The following is a 17,252-nucleotide window of genomic DNA, read 5'->3' on the forward strand; positions in this document are numbered from 1 at the left end:
CAGCTTACGCGCCCGTTCGTACATGTGTTCGAGCGACACGCGTCGGCGGGGTGCGCTTCTTCTCGGCATCCCGCCACGCTTTCTGCGCGGGTGTCAGAGTGTCGTCGCCCGACGCTCCGGCGGCTCCCCCGCGCCAGGCGTGGCACAGGGCGATGGCCAGGGCATCGGCGGCATCCGCGGGCTGCGGAAGGGAGTCGAGACGCAGCACCCGCGCCACCATCGTCTGCACCTGCAGCTTGTCGGCGGAGCCGTAGCCGGTGATCGCGGCCTTGACCTCGCTGGGCGTGTGGGTCGCGGCGGCGAGCCCGTGTTCGGCGGCGAGCAGCAACGCGATGCCGCTGGCTTGGGCGGTGCCCATCACCGAGTGCAGGTTGTTCTGTGCGAAGACGCGCTCGACGGCGACGACGTGCGGCTGGTGTCGGACGAGCACCTCGCGGATGCCGGCGGCGATCGCCGCGAGGCGCTTCTCGATCGGATCCGTCGGTGCGGACCGCGCGACGCCCACGTGCACGAGGGAGGCCGTGCGGTTCGGCGAGACGTCGACGACGCCGAGGCCGCAGCGGGTCAGTCCGGGGTCGATGCCGAGGACGCGGAGGGAACGAGACACGGCCCCCACGCTAAGCGCCGGGGGCCGTGCCGAGGAGAGGGCGCGCCCTTACTCGTCGTTCTCGAGCTCGGCCTGGACCTCGGCCGTCATGTCGAAGTTGGTGTAGACGTTCTGCACGTCGTCGCTGTCTTCCAGAGCGTCGATGAGGCGGAACACCTTGCGGGCGGTGTCGGCGTCGACCTCGACCTTGAGGGAGGGGACGAACTCGACGTCGGCGGAGTCGTACTCGATGCCGGCATCCTGCAGAGCACTGCGCACCGACACGAGGTCGGAGGCCTCGGTGATGACGCCGAAGCCCTCGCCGTGCGGCTCGACCTCTTCGGCTCCGGCCTCGAGGACCGCGAGCATGACGTCGTCTTCGGTGGTGCCCTCGGAGGGGACCACGATGACGCCCTTGCGGCTGAAGTTGTAGGCGACGCTGCCCGGGTCGGCGAGGGTGCCGCCGTTACGGCTGAGGGCTGTGCGCACCTCGGCTGCGGCGCGGTTCTTGTTGTCGGTCAGACACTCGATGAGGAAGGCCACCCCGTTGGGTCCGTAGCCCTCGTACATGATCGAGGTGTACTCGACGGCTTCGCCGCCGATACCGGCACCGCGCTTGATCGCGCGGTCGATGTTGTCTTTGGGGACCGAGGTCTTCTTGGCCTTGAGCACGGCGTCGAAGAGGGTGGGGTTGCCCTGGAGGTCGGCTCCACCGAGCTTCGCGGCGACCTCGATGTTCTTGATGAGCTTGGCCCACGACTTGGCGCGGCGGGAGTCGATGACCGCCTTCTTGTGCTTGGTCGTGGCCCATTTGGAGTGTCCGGACATGGCTTCCAGTCTAGAGCGCGGGCGCGCGCGTGCTGTATCGGGTGGACACGTGGTCCAGGAATCGGCGGTGGAAGCGCGTCTCCCCCGTCGATTCGGGGTGGAACGCGGTGCCCAGCAGTGCGCCCTGTTCGATCGCCACGACACGTCCATCGGGAAGGGATGCCAGGGGCTCGGCATCCGGTCCCCACTCGACGACCGCGGGCGCACGGATGAAGACGGCGTGCACCGGCGGATCACCCAGGACGGGGACATCGAGGTCCGTCTCGAACGAGGCGGTCTGGCTGCCGAAGACGTTGCGGGCGACGCGCGCGTCGATTCCGCCGAAGGTCCGCTGGCCGGTGATGGCGCCGTCGATGCGGTCGGCGAGCAGGATGAGTCCCGCGCACGTGCCGTACATCGGCATCCCGGCCGCGATCGCCTCGCGGATGGGGTCGAAGAGGCCGAAGGCGCGCGCGAGCTTATCGATGACGCTCGACTCGCCGCCGGGAAGGACGAGGCCTTCCACGGCGGCGAGCTCCTCGGGCCGGCGCACGGGGCGTGCGTCGGCGCCGAGGGCGGTCAGGACCGCGAGATGCTCTCGCACGTCTCCCTGGAGTGCGAGAACGCCGACGCGGGGTTTACCAGCCACGCTCGGCGAGGCGGTGCGGGGCGGGGAGGTCGGCGACGTTGATGCCGACCATCGCCTCACCGAGTCCGCGCGAGGCCTCGGCCACGATCTTGGGGTCGTCGTGGAAGGTCGTGGCCTTCACGATGGCCGCCGCGCGCTGGGCGGGGTTGCCCGACTTGAAGATGCCCGAGCCCACGAAGACGCCGTCGGCGCCGAGCTGCATCATCATCGCAGCGTCCGCGGGAGTGGCCACGCCCCCGGCCGTGAACAGCACGACGGGCAGCTCGCCGGTCTCGGCGATCTCGGCCACCAGGTCGTAGGGTGCCTGCAGCTCCTTGGCGGCGACGTACAGCTCGTCCTTGGTCTTGGCGCGCAGGGCGTTGATCTCGCCGCGGATGGTGCGGATGTGCTTGGTGGCCTCGGACACGTCGCCGGTGCCGGCCTCGCCCTTCGAGCGGATCATCGCCGCGCCCTCGGTGATGCGGCGCAGCGCCTCGCCCAGGTTGGTCGCCCCGCACACGAACGGCACGGTGAAGTCGTACTTGTCGATGTGGTTGACGTAGTCGGCGGGCGAGAGCACCTCGGATTCGTCGATGTAGTCGACGCCGAGCTCCTGAAGGATTTGCGCCTCGACGAAGTGGCCGATGCGGGCCTTGGCCATGACCGGGATCGACACCGAAGCGATGATGTCGTCGATCAGGTCGGGGTCGCTCATGCGCGCCACGCCGCCCTGGGCGCGGATGTCGGCGGGCACACGCTCGAGCGCCATGACGGCTACGGCGCCGGCGTCCTCGGCGATGCGCGCCTGGTCAGCGGTGACGACGTCCATGATGACGCCGCCCTTGAGCATCTCGGCGAGTCCGCGCTTGACGCGGGAGGTTCCGGTGTCGGTCATGTCCACTCCGTTCGGCGCCCGGGGGCGCGAGATGCGCGCTTCGGGGCGCGTCTAATTGGCTTAGGCCAAACCGTAGCATGGCGCAGGACATAGGCTGGTCTCGACTCAGGGGGGCTATGACCATCGACATGACCGGCCGATCGGCATCCGGCATCGCCGCCGACCTGCGCGAGCGGATCGAGCGGGGCGAGCTCTCACCGGGGACGCTCCTCCCATCGGTGCGGGCCGTCGCCGCCGACCTCGGCGTGAACCGGAACACGGTCGTCGCGGCCTACCGCCAGCTTGCGCAGGCGGGGCTCGTCGAGGCGCGAGGCCGCGGCGGCACGCGTGTCGCCGACCGTACCGCCGTCGCTCAGGAGGGCTACACGCCCGATACCGTCCTGCGCGACGTGGGTACCGGTAACCCCGACCCCGCGCTCATTCCCGACCCCACCGCGGCCCTGGCGCGCTCGACGCGCCCGGTGCTCTACGGGGAGCCGGTCATCGACCCGGGCTTGGAGGCCTGGGCCCGCGGCTGGATGGCCGACCAGCTGCCCCATGACGATCTGCTGATCACCGTCACCAGCGGCGCGAGCGACGCGATCGAGCGCCTCCTCGCGCAGGCCCTGCAGCGTGACGACGCCGTGGCGCTGGAGGACCCGTGCTTCTTGTCTGCGCTGCACACGGTCCGCACCGGCGGGTATCGCGCGGTGCCGGTGGCGGTGGATGCCGAGGGCATGACCGTAGAGGGACTGCGCGCAGCCCTGGAGGCCGGCGTTCGCGCCGTGATCTGTACGCCCCGTGCGCACAACCCCACGGGGGCGAGCCTGAGCGCCGAGCGCGCCGCGGCCCTCCGGGAGGTGCTCGCGGAGCACCCCTACGTGCTGGTGATCGAGGACGACCACTTCTCGCTCTTGTCGCGTGCTCCCCTGCACTCGGTCATCGGTCCCTCGCAACGCCGGTGGGCGCGCATCCGGTCGATGTCGAAGTTCCTCGGGCCCGACACGTGCCTCGCGGTCACGGCATCCGATCCCGACACGGCCGATGGTCTCGCCGTCCGTCTCACACCGGGCACGACGTGGGTGAGCCACATCCTGCAGCGCATGACCCTCGCCCTCGTCACCGACGATTCCGTTCGAGCCGACATCGAGGCGGCCGCCGAGCATTACGCCGCGCGCAACGCCGCGTTCGCGGCAGCCCTCACCGAACGGGGACTGCCGGTGGCTCCGGGCGACGGCCTCAACCTCTGGGTGCCGCTGCCGGTTCCGGCCGCGTCCGTCCGCGAGGAGCTCATGCACCGCGGCTGGCTGGTACGCGAGGGGGATCCGTTCTTCCTCTCCCCCGACCACGCCGGCGCCTTCTTGCGCCTGACGGTGCACGACCTCGACGAGGCCTCGGCCGCCGCCCTCGCCGACGACCTCGCCGTCGCCGCGGGCGCACTCCGTCCAGGCGTCCGAGGTGGGAGGATCGAGGCATGAAGGTTCTCTCGATCCAGTCGGCCGTCGCGTTCGGGCACGTCGGCAATTCCGCCGCCGTCTTCCCCCTCCAGCGCATCGGCGTCGAGGTTCTGCCCGTCTACACGGTCAACTTCTCCAATCACACCGGCTACGGCGCCTGGCGCGGACCCCTCATCTCTCCCGCCGACGTCGCCGACGTGCTCACCGGTATCGAGGAGCGCGGCGTTTTCCCCGAGATCGACGTGGTCCTCTCGGGTTACCAGGGCGGCGAGGGCATCGCCGACGTCATCATCGACGTCGTCGAGCGGGTCAAGAGGGCGAATCCGGATGCCGTCTACGCCTGCGACCCCGTCATGGGCAACGCCAAGTCGGGCTGCTTCGTGGCGCCCGCGATTCCCGAGCTGTTGCGAGAGCGTGTCGTGCCGGTGGCCGACATCCTGACGCCGAACCAGTTCGAACTCGGATTCCTCACCGGCACCGAGCCCGACGGCATCGACTCGACCCTCGCCTCGGCCGACCTCGTGCGCGAGCGGGGTCCGCGGACGATCCTCGTCACGAGCGTGGAACGCCCCGACCGAGAGGCCGACACCATCGAGATGATGGTCGTCGACGACGCCGGCGCGTGGATCGTGCAGACGCCTCTCATCCCCATGAAGGCCAACGGCTCCGGAGATGTGACGGCGGCGCTCTTCACCGCCCACTACCGCCGCAGCGGCGACGCGGCCGACGCCCTGGCGCGCACGGCGTCGAGTGTCTTCGATCTGCTCTCGAACACCTTCGAATCCGGATCGCGCGAACTGCGACTCATCGAGTCGCAGGAGGCCTACGCGAACCCCCGTCTGCAGTTCGCCGTCCGCCAGGTGCGCTGACGCGGCTCAGCCGCCGTACACCTCTCGATACGCGGCGACCCAAGCGTCGCCGTCGGCGGGGCACATGAAGGTCGCGCCGAAGACCATGACGCTCGCGATGGGCTTCTCGGCCTGTGTGCGCGCGCGGCGCCCTGGAGGTCGCTCGGGATGAGTTGGGCGAACAGCGGGGAGGTCGCGACGTGTGTGTTCATGGTCGAGGCATCGACCTGATGGCGATTGAGGATCGCCGTCTCGCACGCGTCTCCGGCGAGGGCCAGTGCCAGGCTCTCGTCGGCCGACGTCCAGGCCGAACCCTGCTGCTCGACGTATGCCCGCTGCTCGGCGATGAATTCTTTCTGGGCGGGCGTGACCGCGACCAGCGGTGAACCGTCCATCGGAAGCTGCTGCTCGCGGAAGTACTCCTCCCGCTCCGCGAAGACGTCGGACACGTCGTCGGGATCGGCGGTGGTCGACTCCTCGGGCACCGGACTCTGCGCGCCGTCGGGAGCGGAGGTCGGCCGCCCCGCGGCGCCGTCGGGCCCGAGCGGGCTCGGCAGCGGGATGCAGGCTGTCGTCCCGAGGAGGACGGCGGCGAGCGTGAGGGAAAGAACCAGAGGGCGAGTCCGAGAGCTCATGCCGTGACGCTATCGGGAACGCTCTCGTCGCGGACGGGGGTTGTGCATAACCCCGGTTTGCTCGATACGTGGTCGCTCGAGGTTCTGGGAGCGCTCTCGTCCGACGCGTTACGCATGACGTCCAAAGACGCCTTGACAGAGGCCGGTTCGCGACGAGAAGATCGCACCCAAGCGGGTATGTGAGCGTTAACACTGGAGTCGACGCCCCGCGAGAACGCGTCTCCGCAGATCCCGTCAGGGGTCGCGGTCTGCCGGGCAACCCCCTCCCCGACGACGCGCTGTCGTGCGCTTCCGGCCGGCACTCCCCGCCTGCGGCGCGCGGCGTTCCCCCGCCCCACCCGGGCTCGCCTCGTGGCGGTCCGGCACAACGAAAGGTACTCACATGTCTCGGACGACGACGTCCCGAGCAAGAGGTCGAGGATGGAGCCTGGGCAGCGCGCTCTTGACATCCCTTGCCCTCTGTCTCGCCGTGTTCGGCTCAGCCTCCCCCGCCTCGGCCGCACCGACCGCGCCGGTCGGCACGGGCACGAACCAAGAGATTCGCAATCAGCAGAACACCCTGTGCATGGACGACTACGCCTTCGATACTCAGCCGGGTGCCGAGGTGCGCCAGTGGACCTGCCTCGAGGGCCAGAATCAGCTCTGGGCGATCACCGATCTCGGAAACGGCTACGCCGAGATCAAGAACAGGTTCAGCAACCTCTGCCTCGACAACTACAACTTCGCCACCACGAGCGGATCGGAGGTGCGTCAGTGGTCGTGCTGGGGCGGCGACGTGCAGCAGTGGCAGCTGACCGACGTCGGAGGCGGCTGGACCGAGATCCGCAACAAGTACAACAACCTCTGCCTGCAGAGTGTCGCGTCCCCTGCCGACGGGGGGCTGCTGTCGCAGGTCACCTGCGACGGCACCGGCGTCCAGCGCTGGCGCCTTACGGACCCGAACGTGTCGAAGATGACCTACACCCTCTACGAGTCGTCGAGCCCGTCGGCCGATGAGCTCGATGCCTACGCCCGCATCAGGGACGCGATGGACCGTGCGCTTGCCCGGTACAACAAGTTCAACAACACCTGGCGGCACCTGAATGTCTCCTACGCACCCGGCGTCCCCACGGCCGAGGCCAGCATCAACGGTGACATCCGCTTCGGAAGCAATCGTTCCTACATGGTCGAGGGGACGGCGCTACACGAGATCTCGCACACCGTCGGGGTAGGCACAGCCGGCCACTTTCAGGCCAAATGCGACGCGCAGGATTGGCCCTCCGCCCTACCCCTGCTGAAGTCGTGGGATGGTCCGGACGCGCGGATCAACTGCGGCGGCAGCCACATGTGGCCGTACGGGCTGAACTACTCGGACGAGTTCAGTGAGACCGCGTTCGACCGCAACGTGCGGCTCATCCAGGCGATGCACCATGACGGTCTGTAACGCCTGAAACGACGGTGCCGGTTCGCGAAGACGATCCGCGGACCGGCACCGCCGTGTTCACTCTCCCCAGGCGTCGGAGACCGTGCGGCGCACGTCGCCGAGCAGCTGGGGCAGCGCCTTCGTCTTCGCGATGATCGGGAAGAAGTTCGCGTCCGACGCCCAGCGGGGAACGATGTGCTGGTGCAGGTGCCCGTCGACGCCGGCTCCCGCGATCGCGCCCTGGTTCATCCCCAGGTTGAAGCCGTCGCAGTTCGACACCGCCCGGAGCACCCGCATGCCGCGCTGCGTGAGCGCGCCGATCTCGGCGACCTCTTCGTCGGTGGCCTGGTCGTACGTCGCGATGTGGCGGTACGGGCACACCAGCAGGTGGCCCGAGTTGTACGGGAACAGGTTCAGCAGCACGTAAGCGGTCCTCCCGCGCGCGACGATCAGACCGTCCTCGTCGGACTTGTCGGGGGCGGCGCAGAACGGGCAGTTCTGCTCCATAGGCTCCCGGCCCGCCGAGATGTACGCCATGCGGTGCGGAGTCCACAGGCGCTGGAACTCGTCGGGCACGCCCGTGAGCGTCATGGCGTCGACGGGTTCGGCGCCGGTCGTGACCGATCCGGACCCGTCGCTGGCGGGTGTCGGGCCGGCTACCGGCGACGAGTCCGCCGCGACGGCATCCGGATCGGTGGTCACGCGAGATCCTCGGCGGTGTTGACGAGTGTCCGGGCCGAGATCGCCCCGGTGATGCGCGCGACAGCCTCGTCGACGGGGATGCCGTTGAGCTGGGTGCCGTCGCGGAAGCGGAACGAGACCGTGCCGCCCGCGCGGTCCTGCTCCCCCGCGATCAGCATGAGCGGCACCTTCTGCGTGGTGTGCGTGCGGATCTTCTTCTGCATGCGGTCGTCGCTGTGATCGGCCTCGGCGCGTACGCCTCGGGTCTTGAGGTCGGCCACGATGCCCTGGAGGTAGTCGCCGTACTCGGCGGCCACGGGAACGGCCACGACCTGCACGGGCGCGAGCCACACCGGGAAGGCTCCGGCGTAGTGCTCGAGCAGGATGGCGAAGAAGCGCTCCACCGAGCCGAACAGGGCACGGTGGATCATGACGGGGCGGTGCTTCTCGCCGTCGGGGCCGGTGTACTCGAGCTCGAAGCGCTCGGGCTGGTTGAAGTCGAGCTGGATGGTCGACATCTGCCAGGTGCGTCCGATCGCGTCGCGCGCCTGCACCGAGATCTTGGGACCGTAGAAGGCCGCCCCGCCCGGGTCGGGCACGAGCTCGAGGCCGGAGGCCTCGGCGACCTCGCGAAGGGTCTCGGTCGCCTCGGTCCAGAGCGCGTCGTCGCCGATGAACTTCGGGTTGCCGTCTTCCTTGGTCGACAGCTCGAGGTAGAAGTCGTTGAGACCGTAGTCGCGCAGGGTCTGCAGCACGAAGTCGAGGCTGTGGGTCAGCTCGCCCTTGACCTGTTCGGCCGTGACGTAGATGTGCGTGTCGTCCTGAGTCATGCCGCGCACGCGCGTGAGACCCGAGAGGGTTCCGCTCTTCTCGTAGCGGTAGACGGACCCGAATTCGCTCAGGCGCAGAGGCAGCTCGCGGTAGCTGCGTCCGCGCGAACGGAAGACCAGGTTGTGGAACGGGCAGTTCATGGGCTTCAGGTAGTACTCCTGGCCCTCGCGCGACACGTGCCCGTCGGCATCCACGACCTCGTCGAGAACCATCGGGGGGTACATGCCGTCGGCGTACCACTGCAGGTGACCGCTCGTCATGAACAGGTCGCCCTTGGTGATGTGCGGGGTGTTGACGACCTCGTAGCCGCTGGCGAGCAGGCGCTCGCGCATGTAGCGCTCGATCTCGTAGCGGATGATGCCGCCCTTGGGGTGAAACACCGCCAAGCCCGGACCGATCTCGTCGGGGAACGAGAAGAGGTCGAGCTCTTTGCCGAGCTTGCGGTGGTCGCGCTTCGCGGCCTCTTCGAGACGGTGCTGGTAGGCGCGCAGTTCGTCCTTGGTGGGCCACGCGGTGCCGTAGATGCGCTGCAGTTGCGGGTTCTTCTCGCTGCCGCGCCAGTAGGCACCGGCGATGCGCGTGAGGTCCCAACCGTTTCCGATGAGGCGGGTGCCCGGAACGTGGGGGCCGCGGCAGAGGTCTTTCCAGGCGGTCTCGCCGTCTCGGGTGACGTTGTCGTAGATCGTCAGCTCGCCGGCGCCGACCTCGACGGACGCGCCCTCGGCCGCCTCGGCAGAGCCGCCCTTGAGCCCGATCAGCTCGAGCTTGAACGGTTCGTCGGACAACTCCGCCCGGGCCTCGTCGTCGCTGACGACACGGCGCACGAACCGCTGGTTCTCGCGGACGATGCGCTCCATCTCCTTCTTGATGACCTTGAGGTCCTCGGGAGTGAAGGGCTCGTCGACCTGGAAGTCGTAGTAGAAGCCGTCGGTGACGGGAGGGCCGATGCCGAGGTTCGCCTGGGGCTTGACACGCTGCACGGCCTGAGCGAGCACGTGCGCGGTCGAGTGGCGCAGGATCGACAGGCCGTCGGCGCTGTCGACCGTGACCGGCTCCACCCGGTCATCGGCCGTCACGGTCGTGGCCAGGTCTTTCAACTCCCCGTTGACGCGCAGAGCGACGACCGAACGGTCGGGGAAGAGGGCGAAGCCATCGGCGGGGAAATCAGTCACAGAACATCTCCTGAAGGGGTCGTTTCCAGGCTACCGGGCGGGCGTGGTCTCGACCGCACGCGACGTGCCTCATAGTGGAGCGGTGACTTTGGCCATCATCGGCGGCGTGCTCTGGGTGCTCGGGCTCATCGCGCTGCTCACCGGCGTCTTCCCCGCCGACGCCGCCCTCGCCGTCGCCGACCGCGTCTGGCCCATCCTGCTTTTCGTCGTCGCCGTGACGATCGTCGCCGAACTGGCCTCGAAGGCGGGGTTGTTCGACGTCGTGGCCGCGCGCTTGGCGAGGATCGCTCGCGGGCGCACCGCCTTGCTGTGGGTGCTGGTCGTGGCCCTCGCCACGGTGGCGACGGCGTTCCTGTCGCTGGACACGACCGCGGTGCTGCTCACTCCCGTGGTCGTCGCCATGGCCGTGGCGCGGCGACTGGATCCGCTTCCCTTCGCCTTCGTCACCGTCGTGCTCGCCAACACCGCCTCGCTGGTGCTGCCGGTGTCGAACCTCACCAACCTGCTGGCATCCGAGGCGCTCGGCGGCGGTCACGACCCCGTCGCGTTCCTCGCGCTGCTGGGTCCCTCGGCGCTCATCGCCATCGCCGTGTCGGTCATCGTGCTGACGCTCGTGTTCCTGCGCCGACTGCCGAAGACATACCCGGATGCCGCCTCCCCCGAGGTCTCGGATCGCCTCCTGCTACGCGTCTCGGCGGTGGTGACCGTCGCTCTGCTTCCCCTGCTGGTCATCGGACTCGAACCCTGGATGCCGGCCACGGGAGCGGCCCTCGTCCTGATCGCCGCGTTCGCCTGGCGCGCGCCGCGAGCCCTCGGCATCCGTCTGGTGCCCTGGTCTCTGCTGGTGTTCGCCGGCGGGCTGTTCCTGGCCGTGGGGGCGCTCGAGGCCCTCGGGATCGGGCGGGTCACCGCGGTGCTGGCCGGCTCGGGCGACGACCTCGTGTCGCTCTGGCAGGTGGCGGGTGTCGGCGCCCTCGCGGCGAACGGCATCAACAACCTGCCCGCCTACCTGGCCCTCGAGTCGGTGGCGGGCTCTCCCGCGCGACTGGCTGCGCTGCTGATCGGTGTGAACGCCGGTCCGATCGTCACGCCTTGGGCGTCGTTGGCGACCCTGCTGTGGCACGACCGTCTCGTCGCGGCGGGCGTCGAGGTGCGGTGGAGCCGATTCGTCCTGCTCGGCGCGGTGATCGCGCCGCTGATCCTGTTGCTGGGCGTCCTGCCGCTCGTGTGGTGAGCGGTCAATCCTCGTAGGTACGCGACCACGCCTTGCCGGGCTCGATGAACCAGACCGCCAGTCCCTCGCGCAGACCGTAGTCCTCGCCCGTGTAGAGCCGTGCGATGCGATCGACGTACGGCAGGGCGGCGTCGCCGTCGATCCGTTCCACGGCCACGCCACGCACGAACGCCATCGAGTAGCTGTTGTCGGATGCCGTGACCGAGATGGCCACGCGAGGGTCGCGCTGCAGGTTGCGGTCCTTGAGGGTGTCGACCTCGGTGAACAGCATGAGCCGTTCGCCATCCACCCCGACCCAAAGCGGGATCGAGTGGGGCGATCCGTCGCGCATGAGTGTCGCCAGGTGCGCCACGGCATCGGTCTCGAAGTACGGCTTGGTGGTGGCCCAATTGCTCATACCGGAGGTAACCGCCGAGGGCTCGGCATCCATTCCCCGCTCAGCCGCGGATGGAGTGGGGGGCTTGGTCGTTCGGAACTTCGCTGAACACCATCTCTTCGCGCCGCACGCTCTCGCGGGGAACGAACTCGTCGGGCTCGGTCACGACATAGAGCCCTCGACCCGAGTTGGCGTTGTAGGTCAGCGCGTGCAGCCAGGCCGTGCTGAGCTGCGGCGTGCGGCTGCCGTGGAACTTGAACACCAGCGACACGTGCGGGTGGATGTAGACCGTGGTGCGTCCGCCGCCGGTGCTGATGTCGTCTTTCCACGTGAAGGGGAAGCTCTCGCCTCGCCGGACCTTGGCCATGATGACCGCCTGCAGGTGGGCCAGCAGCCGGTCTTCGAAATCGACCTTGATGTTGCTGTCGTAGATGAATTTGCCCATTTTCCACTCCCGTCGCCGCCGCCCACGGCCCTGCGCCTCTCGGCGAGAAGGGGAACGCGGGATCCGGGGGCCGGCAACCGCTCTCTGTGTGAACGGTCTCTCGAAACCCTCTCTCGCGCAAACCCCTTGCGGTGGACTGCGCGTTCGGGATAGCGCAGCGGATGCCGCCGATCAGGCGTCGCGCGAGATGCGGATGATGACGCGGTCACCGGGCTTTCGCTGGATCCGCCTGGCGAAGGCCTCGAAGCCGAGGATGGCGCGGTACTGCAACCCGTATTTGCCGTTGAGCGCGGCATTCGCGCGGGCGTCGTCGGTGGCGGGTCCGGCGATGCGCCCCGCGGCCTCGACGCGGATGGCGTCTGGTTCGACCTTCCCCATGCGGCTGCAGGGCTGCAGCGTGATGCGGGAGTCGTTGCGCAGACGTTTGACCTTGCCCGTCGAACGCTCGCTCGTGACGACCAGCTCGTCCCCGTCGCGCGCGATCCACACGGGAACGGTCACGAGGGCGCCGTTGCGGCGGTAGGTACCGAGAGAGACGAACGGCGTGGCGGCGAGCTCGCGCCACTGGGCATCGGGGACGGTCATGGTGTCACCGTAGTGCGCGGCGCTCTCCGCCGGGGTGGGTTGCGCCGACGGCCCGCCTCGATCCCCGTACAGATCGAGAACCTCGGGGACGGATGCCATCTCTCCCGTCCGTCCGTGTGCGAAGCTGCCCCACAGCGCGCGAACGCTCTTCCCGACGGCGGCGAGTTCATCGGGCCTTGCTCCCGCGTACGGGGGGAGATGCGCACCGGTCGACTCCGTGCCGAAGACGAAGGGCACCTCGATCGCGTGGGACGCGCGGTAGACGTCATTCGCCCGCCACCGGAAGACGTAACGAAGCGCCGTCCCGCCCGCACGGCGATAGTCACGGGCGAGCCGACGAGCGGGGTGGCCGTAGACGATGGCGTTCATGGCCGTGTCGAGCGCGATCGAGGCGAGCGCGTAGAGCGGCGGGAGGGATCGAAGGCCGTCGAGAACCGAGATCCCCGGCAGGAAGAGCCGCGTCTCTTCGGCCGTCACGCCGATGAGCAGAGGGATGCCGGGGGCGCGCTCGAGCCACCTCTCGCGGATCTGTTTCTCGGGAGGGAGCGGGGTGAATCCCGGCTGAGGCGCGAACGGCATGAGAGAGAAACGCCCGAAGCCGCGCGAGACCCGCAGGGCGGCCGCCTGAATGCGTGCCAGCTCCCCCACCGGCGTGATGGGTGTGAGTTCGGCGGATGCGGCACTCATCGCCGCCGCGAGCTTGACGCGTGCGCCCATGGTTCCCATCGGGGCGCTCTGAACGATCGCTCGAGCGAACAGCCCGCGGGCCCGATCGATCGCCATGAGGTGCAGGACCGCGTCGCCGCCGGCGGACTGTCCGAAGGCCGTCACGCGCGCGGGGTCTCCCCCGAAGCCCGCGATGTTGCGCTGCACCCATTCGAGGGCCGCCAGCTGGTCGAGCAGACCGAGGTTCGCCGGCCGTCCCGCGCCGTCGCCGAGATAACCCAGAACGCCGAGGCGGTAGGTGACCGTCACGACGATGACCCGTTGTTCGTGCGCGAGGACGGCGGGGTCGTACACCGGAAGGTCACCCGCCCCACTCGTGTACCCGCCACCGTGGATCCACACCATCACCGGAAGAGGTGCGTCGTCGGTGCCCCGATCGGCGGGCACGGTGATGGAGAGGTGCTGGCAGTCCTCACGGATCGGCAGCCCCCCTGTCTGGTCACCGAGAGCATCGATCAGCGGGGTGGGCGCCTGGGGTGAGGCGGGAGACGGGGCGATCGCGTCGAACACGTCATGTGCGGGGCGGTCCTCGAGCGGTTCCGGGGGATCGAAGCGGTTCGCGCGCGCATAGGGGATGCCGCTGGCGCGCAGAACCGCGCCCTCACGGCGTCCGCGAATCGGACCCGACGGGGTCGAGAAGAGGGGGGCTTCATTGTTCACGGTGGTCTCGCTTCCTGTTCCGCGAGGCGGTTCGGGCGTCGGCGGCGGGGCCGCGGGGTGCCAGGTCACGATACTGAGCCTCGACGATGCGCCCGCGGTGCGCGCGACGTTCTCGGCGCAAAGCGAGCGCAAGATCAGCGCAAGGACACCACAAGACTCGACCCAACGTGTCCCCCAAATGGTGGACACGACGTAGTCTCGTGTTGTTCCCGCCGCCAGGCACTCCGCAGCCCCCCTTACTGGCGGCGGGAACGACCACTCGGTCCGATGGCTCTCCGCCTGACCGGCTCGGTAGAGCTCCCCTCGGCGCAGCTCCCGAACTCGAGGTGCGGGTTACCGACTCGTGCATGAGTGCGCCGTTGCGCGACAGTCGTGCGAACGTCGTCGGCCAGAGCGTCGCGATAATCCTGCACGGTACGTCGCAATCACGTCGTCGGCCCGGTCTTGTGCCGCACCCGGAAACGACGAAACCCCCGGCGAACCGGGGGCTTCTCAGGTGGTGCGCGATACTGGGATCGAACCAGTGACCTCTTCCGTGTCAGGGAAGCGCGCTACCGCTGCGCCAATCGCGCCTATACAGGCTGTTCTATTGTGAGGCGAGGTGGCGACGGGATTCGAACCCGTGTAAACGGCTTTGCAGGCCGGTGCCTAGCCGCTCGGCCACGCCACCGTGATGTGGTTCGACCCACGTGTCGTGATGCTCCATCGGTTTCCCAGACGGAGATCCCTCCACTCGAGCGGATGACGAGACTCGAACTCGCGACCCCAACCTTGGCAAGGTTGTGCGCTACCAACTGCGCTACATCCGCATTTCGTTCCCGGGGCTTGCCCCGAGCACTCGTAAGACATTACCCGATCTCAGCGCGGGTGCAAAACGAGGCGCCCCCCGCGCGTGTCTCCCGGCACTGGTTCGAAGCACCTCTCGGCATCCGGTACGATCGATGAGTCCCGTTCGGGATGAGGGCGATTGGCGCAGTTGGTAGCGCGCTTCCTTCACACGGAAGAGGTCGTCGGTTCGAGTCCGGCATCGCCCACAGTCAGACCCCCGGTTCTCCCGGGGGTCTTCTGTTTTCGCGGGCGGTGCGGCGCTGAGCATCTGGTCGGTTGTCCCGGTCGTGTGCCGCGAGCCGATCCGAGACCACCTCGATGTGTTCGCGCGATCAGTAGGCCGCACTCATGGCCGCGCCCCGGCGCCCGACCATCGTGAGGTCGAGCGCCGGGGCGTCGTCGTGGGGCGCGTCAGTCGTCTTCGATGACCACGCGCAGATCCCGGCGCCGTTGGCCGAGCTTCTGCCGGCTCCCTGCTCCTGCGCCGTGCGAGGTGCCCGCTCCCGTGAGCGGAGGGCGGAGGCCTCCGGGTCCCGTTCCCTGAGCCGACGTCATCGACGTCGCGGCCATGGCCGCTCCCCCGGCGGTACCCCCGATGAGGAGTCCGCTGCCGCTGCCGGGGACGCCGGTCATCGCCCTGGCATCCACCGTCGACATGCCGCCGAGAGAGCCACCGCCGCCGGCCCCGCCGAGGGAAGCGTGTCCCACGACCGAGCCGTCGGGCGTGGGCGCGCCGGAGAGCGGTTGCGCGCCGCTCAGGTGGAAGTCCCCCGAGGCGTGCGCGCCCGAGACCGTGAACGGGCGGTAGACGACGCCGTTCGCGCGTTCGTTACGAACCGTCAGGTCGTGGGCGGCGCTGTTGCCGTAGCGCGTGGCGTCGGACGCATCCACGACGCTTCCCGCATCGATCCGGATCGACTGTGCGCCCGTCTGCAGAGCGGCCGCGGTGGTGGTCGAGGTGCGGTCGAAGACGCCCCGCAGCTGCTGAACCAGACCCGTGAGGGCCTTCACCGAGCCGAGAACGGCGCGCAAGGGACGAACCACCTTGTTGACCATCTCGTTGACCTTCATGACCACGCGCGCGATGGCGTACCCCATGCCGAGGCCGAACGAGGCGGCGACCACGGCCATCGCCTCGATCGCCGTCGCGACGACCTTCGAGATCGCCGACTTGACCACCCCCTGCATCTTCGTCACGAGCGTGGAGGCCGAGGTCAGGCCGCTGGCGGCGGCCTCGGCCCACTCCCCCGAAGCGCCGAGGTGCGCAGCCGCATCGGTGGCGAAGCGCACGTAGGCGGTGATGCTGCCCCCGGTCATGCCGTCGAGATCGCTCAGGCGACGGGTGAGGTCGGCACCGGCCTGCCGCATCGACGACCCGGCGGAAACCCACTGCGATGCGACGGAGGCGACGTTCGACGCGCTTCCCGCAAGCTGGTCGAGCCAGGTGCTCAGCGGCTTGAGGTGCTCCATGACCCACCCGAGGCCACAGGCGGTGAGCGTGCCGATCGGGTCGGTGAGAGCCGCGGCCGCGTCGCCGAGGGTGTCAAGGAAGGCCATGCCGCCATCGAGCCAATTGCCGCTCTTGACGGCCTCGGAGAGAGCGCGGCCCGATTCGATGACGCGGCTGCCGGAGAAAGTGGTGCCGGGCGCGACGACGGTGCTCATCAGGCACCCATCGCAGACTCGAGCGAGCGGATGGTCGCGATGGTGTCGCTCTCGAATTGCTCCCACTGGTCGGCGGTCTGGCGGAGCTCGCCGGCGGTGCGCACCAGAAGCGACTGGTCTTCGCCGAGGAGTCCGGTCGCGGCCGCCGACAGGGCGAGTCCCGGGGGGACGAGGAAGGCGCACAGCAGACCGAACGCCTCGGGGAGGAGATTGCCGCCGCGGAGGACGGAGAGAGCCGACCCTACGTCGCCCACGAGGGAGTCGACGAAAGCGGCGTGCTGTCGGAGTCGATCGAAGTCGACGGCGATGTCATCGGCCATGAAGAGTCCTCTCGGGTGAGGCGGATTCGGCGTCGCGCAGCTGCGCGACGATGGGGTCGTCGGCGCCCAGCAGGTCGGCGACTGCGCGCAGGGTGCTCTCTCGCGCATCGGCCTCGGCCTGGCGGATGGTCGACAGGATCTCCGTCGAGAGACGCTGGGCTCCGCGCGCCAGAGCCGCTTCGCTCAGTCGAAGGTCGACGACGCGGCCCGCGGAGTCCACCTGCGCGACGATGTCCCTGCCGCGCGAGCGGCCCGTACCGCGAACACCGTCGACCGCGGCCTCGAAGGCCGGCATCTGTGCGGCTCGCAGCTCGGCACGACGAACATCGGCTTCCACCTGCGCGAACGACTCTTCGGGATCCAACGGCACGGCAGAAATTTATCGACAGCGCGCGCGAGAACGAATGCTCATCCGTCGAAAACCCCGTCAGATGAGAGGAATCTCACCTGGGTCTCACGAAGCGTTCCTCGGCGGGTGAAGCGATCAGGCGA

The 17,252-nt window shown here is 68.9% G+C and carries 17 protein-coding genes and 4 tRNA genes; 5 read left to right on the forward strand and 16 right to left on the reverse strand.

The annotated features are described in order from the left end of the window. Positions 1–4 precede the first annotated feature (4 nt). From ruvC to pdxS, 4 genes are read right to left on the reverse strand one after another with little or no spacing between them, the layout of a single operon-like run. Complete coding sequence (gene ruvC, locus QE416_RS12900) at positions 5–607, reverse strand: crossover junction endodeoxyribonuclease RuvC (protein WP_267787330.1); 603 nt, start codon at positions 605–607, stop codon at positions 5–7. A 48-nt stretch (positions 608–655) separates the two neighbouring features. Next, complete coding sequence (locus tag QE416_RS12905; RefSeq protein WP_210075105.1) at positions 656–1,414, reverse strand: YebC/PmpR family DNA-binding transcriptional regulator; 759 nt, start codon at positions 1,412–1,414, stop codon at positions 656–658. A gap of 10 nt (positions 1,415–1,424) precedes the next feature. Next, positions 1,425–2,042, reverse strand: coding sequence for a pyridoxal 5'-phosphate synthase glutaminase subunit PdxT (gene pdxT, locus QE416_RS12910; protein WP_267787329.1), 618 nt, complete (start codon positions 2,040–2,042; stop codon positions 1,425–1,427). Continuing rightward, positions 2,032–2,916, reverse strand: a complete 885-nt coding sequence (gene pdxS, locus QE416_RS12915) for a pyridoxal 5'-phosphate synthase lyase subunit PdxS (protein ID WP_210075101.1) — start codon at positions 2,914–2,916, stop codon at positions 2,032–2,034. The genes pdxT and pdxS overlap by 11 nt, the downstream gene beginning before the upstream one ends. A gap of 116 nt (positions 2,917–3,032) precedes the next feature. Between pdxS and QE416_RS12920 the strand changes: the two genes are divergently transcribed. Both QE416_RS12920 and pdxY read left to right on the forward strand, forming a co-directional pair. Then, on the forward strand, positions 3,033–4,373 hold the full coding sequence (locus QE416_RS12920; RefSeq protein ID WP_267787328.1) for an aminotransferase class I/II-fold pyridoxal phosphate-dependent enzyme: 1,341 nt from the start codon (positions 3,033–3,035) through the stop codon (positions 4,371–4,373). After that, complete coding sequence (gene pdxY / locus QE416_RS12925; protein WP_210075097.1) at positions 4,370–5,221, forward strand: pyridoxal kinase PdxY; 852 nt, start codon at positions 4,370–4,372, stop codon at positions 5,219–5,221. The genes QE416_RS12920 and pdxY overlap by 4 nt, the downstream gene beginning before the upstream one ends. Here pdxY and QE416_RS12930 read toward each other — a convergent pair. Beyond that, complete coding sequence (locus QE416_RS12930; protein ID WP_307316779.1) at positions 5,176–5,835, reverse strand: hypothetical protein; 660 nt, start codon at positions 5,833–5,835, stop codon at positions 5,176–5,178. The two genes, pdxY and QE416_RS12930, sit on opposite strands and share 46 nt — an antisense overlap. A 442-nt stretch (positions 5,836–6,277) precedes the next feature. On the opposite strand from QE416_RS12930, the gene QE416_RS12935 reads away from it, so the two are divergent. Further along, the gene (locus QE416_RS12935) at positions 6,278–7,258 is read left to right on the forward strand and encodes an RICIN domain-containing protein (RefSeq protein ID WP_307316782.1); all 981 of its coding nucleotides are present in this window, start codon (positions 6,278–6,280) and stop codon (positions 7,256–7,258) included. A gap of 57 nt (positions 7,259–7,315) precedes the next feature. Here QE416_RS12935 and QE416_RS12940 read toward each other — a convergent pair whose 3' ends face one another. Then, positions 7,316–7,828 carry an HIT domain-containing protein gene (locus QE416_RS12940; protein ID WP_307317952.1) on the reverse strand — a complete coding sequence of 171 codons (513 nt, stop codon included), beginning with the start codon at positions 7,826–7,828 and terminating at the stop codon, positions 7,316–7,318. A gap of 107 nt (positions 7,829–7,935) precedes the next feature. Then, on the reverse strand, positions 7,936–9,921 hold the full coding sequence (gene thrS / locus QE416_RS12945) for a threonine--tRNA ligase (RefSeq protein WP_307316784.1): 1,986 nt from the start codon (positions 9,919–9,921) through the stop codon (positions 7,936–7,938). 82 nt (positions 9,922–10,003) lie between these two features. Here thrS and QE416_RS12950 point away from each other — a divergent pair, with 82 nt between their 5' ends. Beyond that, positions 10,004–11,155 carry an SLC13 family permease gene (locus QE416_RS12950; RefSeq protein ID WP_267787324.1) on the forward strand — a complete coding sequence of 384 codons (1,152 nt, stop codon included), beginning with the start codon at positions 10,004–10,006 and terminating at the stop codon, positions 11,153–11,155. Between the two features lie 4 nt (positions 11,156–11,159). On the opposite strand, the gene QE416_RS12955 is transcribed toward QE416_RS12950, so the two are convergent. The 6 genes from QE416_RS12955 to QE416_RS12980 form a co-directional block, all read right to left on the reverse strand. Beyond that, the gene (locus QE416_RS12955; RefSeq protein ID WP_267787323.1) at positions 11,160–11,585 is read right to left on the reverse strand and encodes a TIGR03618 family F420-dependent PPOX class oxidoreductase; all 426 of its coding nucleotides are present in this window, start codon (positions 11,583–11,585) and stop codon (positions 11,160–11,162) included. Positions 11,586–11,592: 7 nt separating this feature from the next. Next, positions 11,593–11,976, reverse strand: coding sequence for an ATP-dependent DNA ligase (locus tag QE416_RS12960; RefSeq protein WP_267787322.1), 384 nt, complete (start codon positions 11,974–11,976; stop codon positions 11,593–11,595). A gap of 171 nt (positions 11,977–12,147) precedes the next feature. Continuing rightward, the gene (locus QE416_RS12965) at positions 12,148–14,016 is read right to left on the reverse strand and encodes a PPOX class F420-dependent oxidoreductase (protein WP_307316787.1); all 1,869 of its coding nucleotides are present in this window, start codon (positions 14,014–14,016) and stop codon (positions 12,148–12,150) included. 428 nt (positions 14,017–14,444) lie between these two features. After that, positions 14,445–14,519: transfer RNA gene (locus QE416_RS12970), tRNA-Val, on the reverse strand. Between the two features lie 27 nt (positions 14,520–14,546). Further along, a tRNA-Cys gene (locus QE416_RS12975) sits at positions 14,547–14,617 on the reverse strand. A gap of 66 nt (positions 14,618–14,683) precedes the next feature. Then, positions 14,684–14,756 (reverse strand) — tRNA-Gly (locus tag QE416_RS12980). A 152-nt stretch (positions 14,757–14,908) separates the two neighbouring features. Between QE416_RS12980 and QE416_RS12985 the strand changes: the two genes are divergently transcribed. Then, a tRNA-Val gene (locus QE416_RS12985) sits at positions 14,909–14,981 on the forward strand. Between the two features lie 205 nt (positions 14,982–15,186). Here the strand turns inward: QE416_RS12985 and QE416_RS12990 are convergent. Genes QE416_RS12990 through QE416_RS13000 form a run of 3 tightly spaced genes read right to left on the reverse strand, consistent with a single transcriptional unit; the run spans position 15,187 to position 17,130 of the window. Further along, positions 15,187–16,440 carry a hypothetical protein gene (locus tag QE416_RS12990; RefSeq protein ID WP_307316791.1) on the reverse strand — a complete coding sequence of 418 codons (1,254 nt, stop codon included), beginning with the start codon at positions 16,438–16,440 and terminating at the stop codon, positions 15,187–15,189. Further along, positions 16,440–16,760 carry a type VII secretion target gene (locus tag QE416_RS12995; protein ID WP_210075081.1) on the reverse strand — a complete coding sequence of 107 codons (321 nt, stop codon included), beginning with the start codon at positions 16,758–16,760 and terminating at the stop codon, positions 16,440–16,442. Before QE416_RS12995 ends, QE416_RS12990 begins: the two co-directional genes overlap by 1 nt. Next, positions 16,750–17,130 (reverse strand): hypothetical protein, encoded by a 381-nt coding sequence (locus tag QE416_RS13000; RefSeq protein ID WP_307316796.1) that lies wholly within the window; start codon positions 17,128–17,130, stop codon positions 16,750–16,752. The genes QE416_RS12995 and QE416_RS13000 overlap by 11 nt, the downstream gene beginning before the upstream one ends. Between the last annotated feature and the right edge of the window lie 122 nt (positions 17,131–17,252).

The sequence above is a fragment of the Microbacterium sp. SORGH_AS_0421 genome (genome assembly GCF_030818635.1).
In the GTDB taxonomy this organism is placed as follows: domain Bacteria; phylum Actinomycetota; class Actinomycetes; order Actinomycetales; family Microbacteriaceae; genus Microbacterium.

Coding starts and splice junctions, on each gene's coding strand:
- QE416_RS12905 (WP_210075105.1), bottom strand. CDS start 1,414: ATGTCCGGACACTCCAAATGGGCCACGACCAAGCACAAGAAGGCGGTC.
- pdxS (WP_210075101.1), bottom strand. CDS start 2,916: ATGACCGACACCGGAACCTCCCGCGTCAAGCGCGGACTCGCCGAGATG.
- QE416_RS12920 (WP_267787328.1), top strand. CDS start 3,033: ATGACCATCGACATGACCGGCCGATCGGCATCCGGCATCGCCGCCGAC.
- pdxY (WP_210075097.1), top strand. CDS start 4,370: ATGAAGGTTCTCTCGATCCAGTCGGCCGTCGCGTTCGGGCACGTCGGC.
- QE416_RS12930 (WP_307316779.1), bottom strand. CDS start 5,835: ATGAGCTCTCGGACTCGCCCTCTGGTTCTTTCCCTCACGCTCGCCGCC.
- QE416_RS12940 (WP_307317952.1), bottom strand. CDS start 7,828: ATGACGCTCACGGGCGTGCCCGACGAGTTCCAGCGCCTGTGGACTCCG.
- QE416_RS12955 (WP_267787323.1), bottom strand. CDS start 11,585: ATGGATGCCGAGCCCTCGGCGGTTACCTCCGGTATGAGCAATTGGGCC.
- QE416_RS12960 (WP_267787322.1), bottom strand. CDS start 11,976: ATGGGCAAATTCATCTACGACAGCAACATCAAGGTCGATTTCGAAGAC.
- QE416_RS12990 (WP_307316791.1), bottom strand. CDS start 16,440: ATGAGCACCGTCGTCGCGCCCGGCACCACTTTCTCCGGCAGCCGCGTC.
- QE416_RS12995 (WP_210075081.1), bottom strand. CDS start 16,760: ATGGCCGATGACATCGCCGTCGACTTCGATCGACTCCGACAGCACGCC.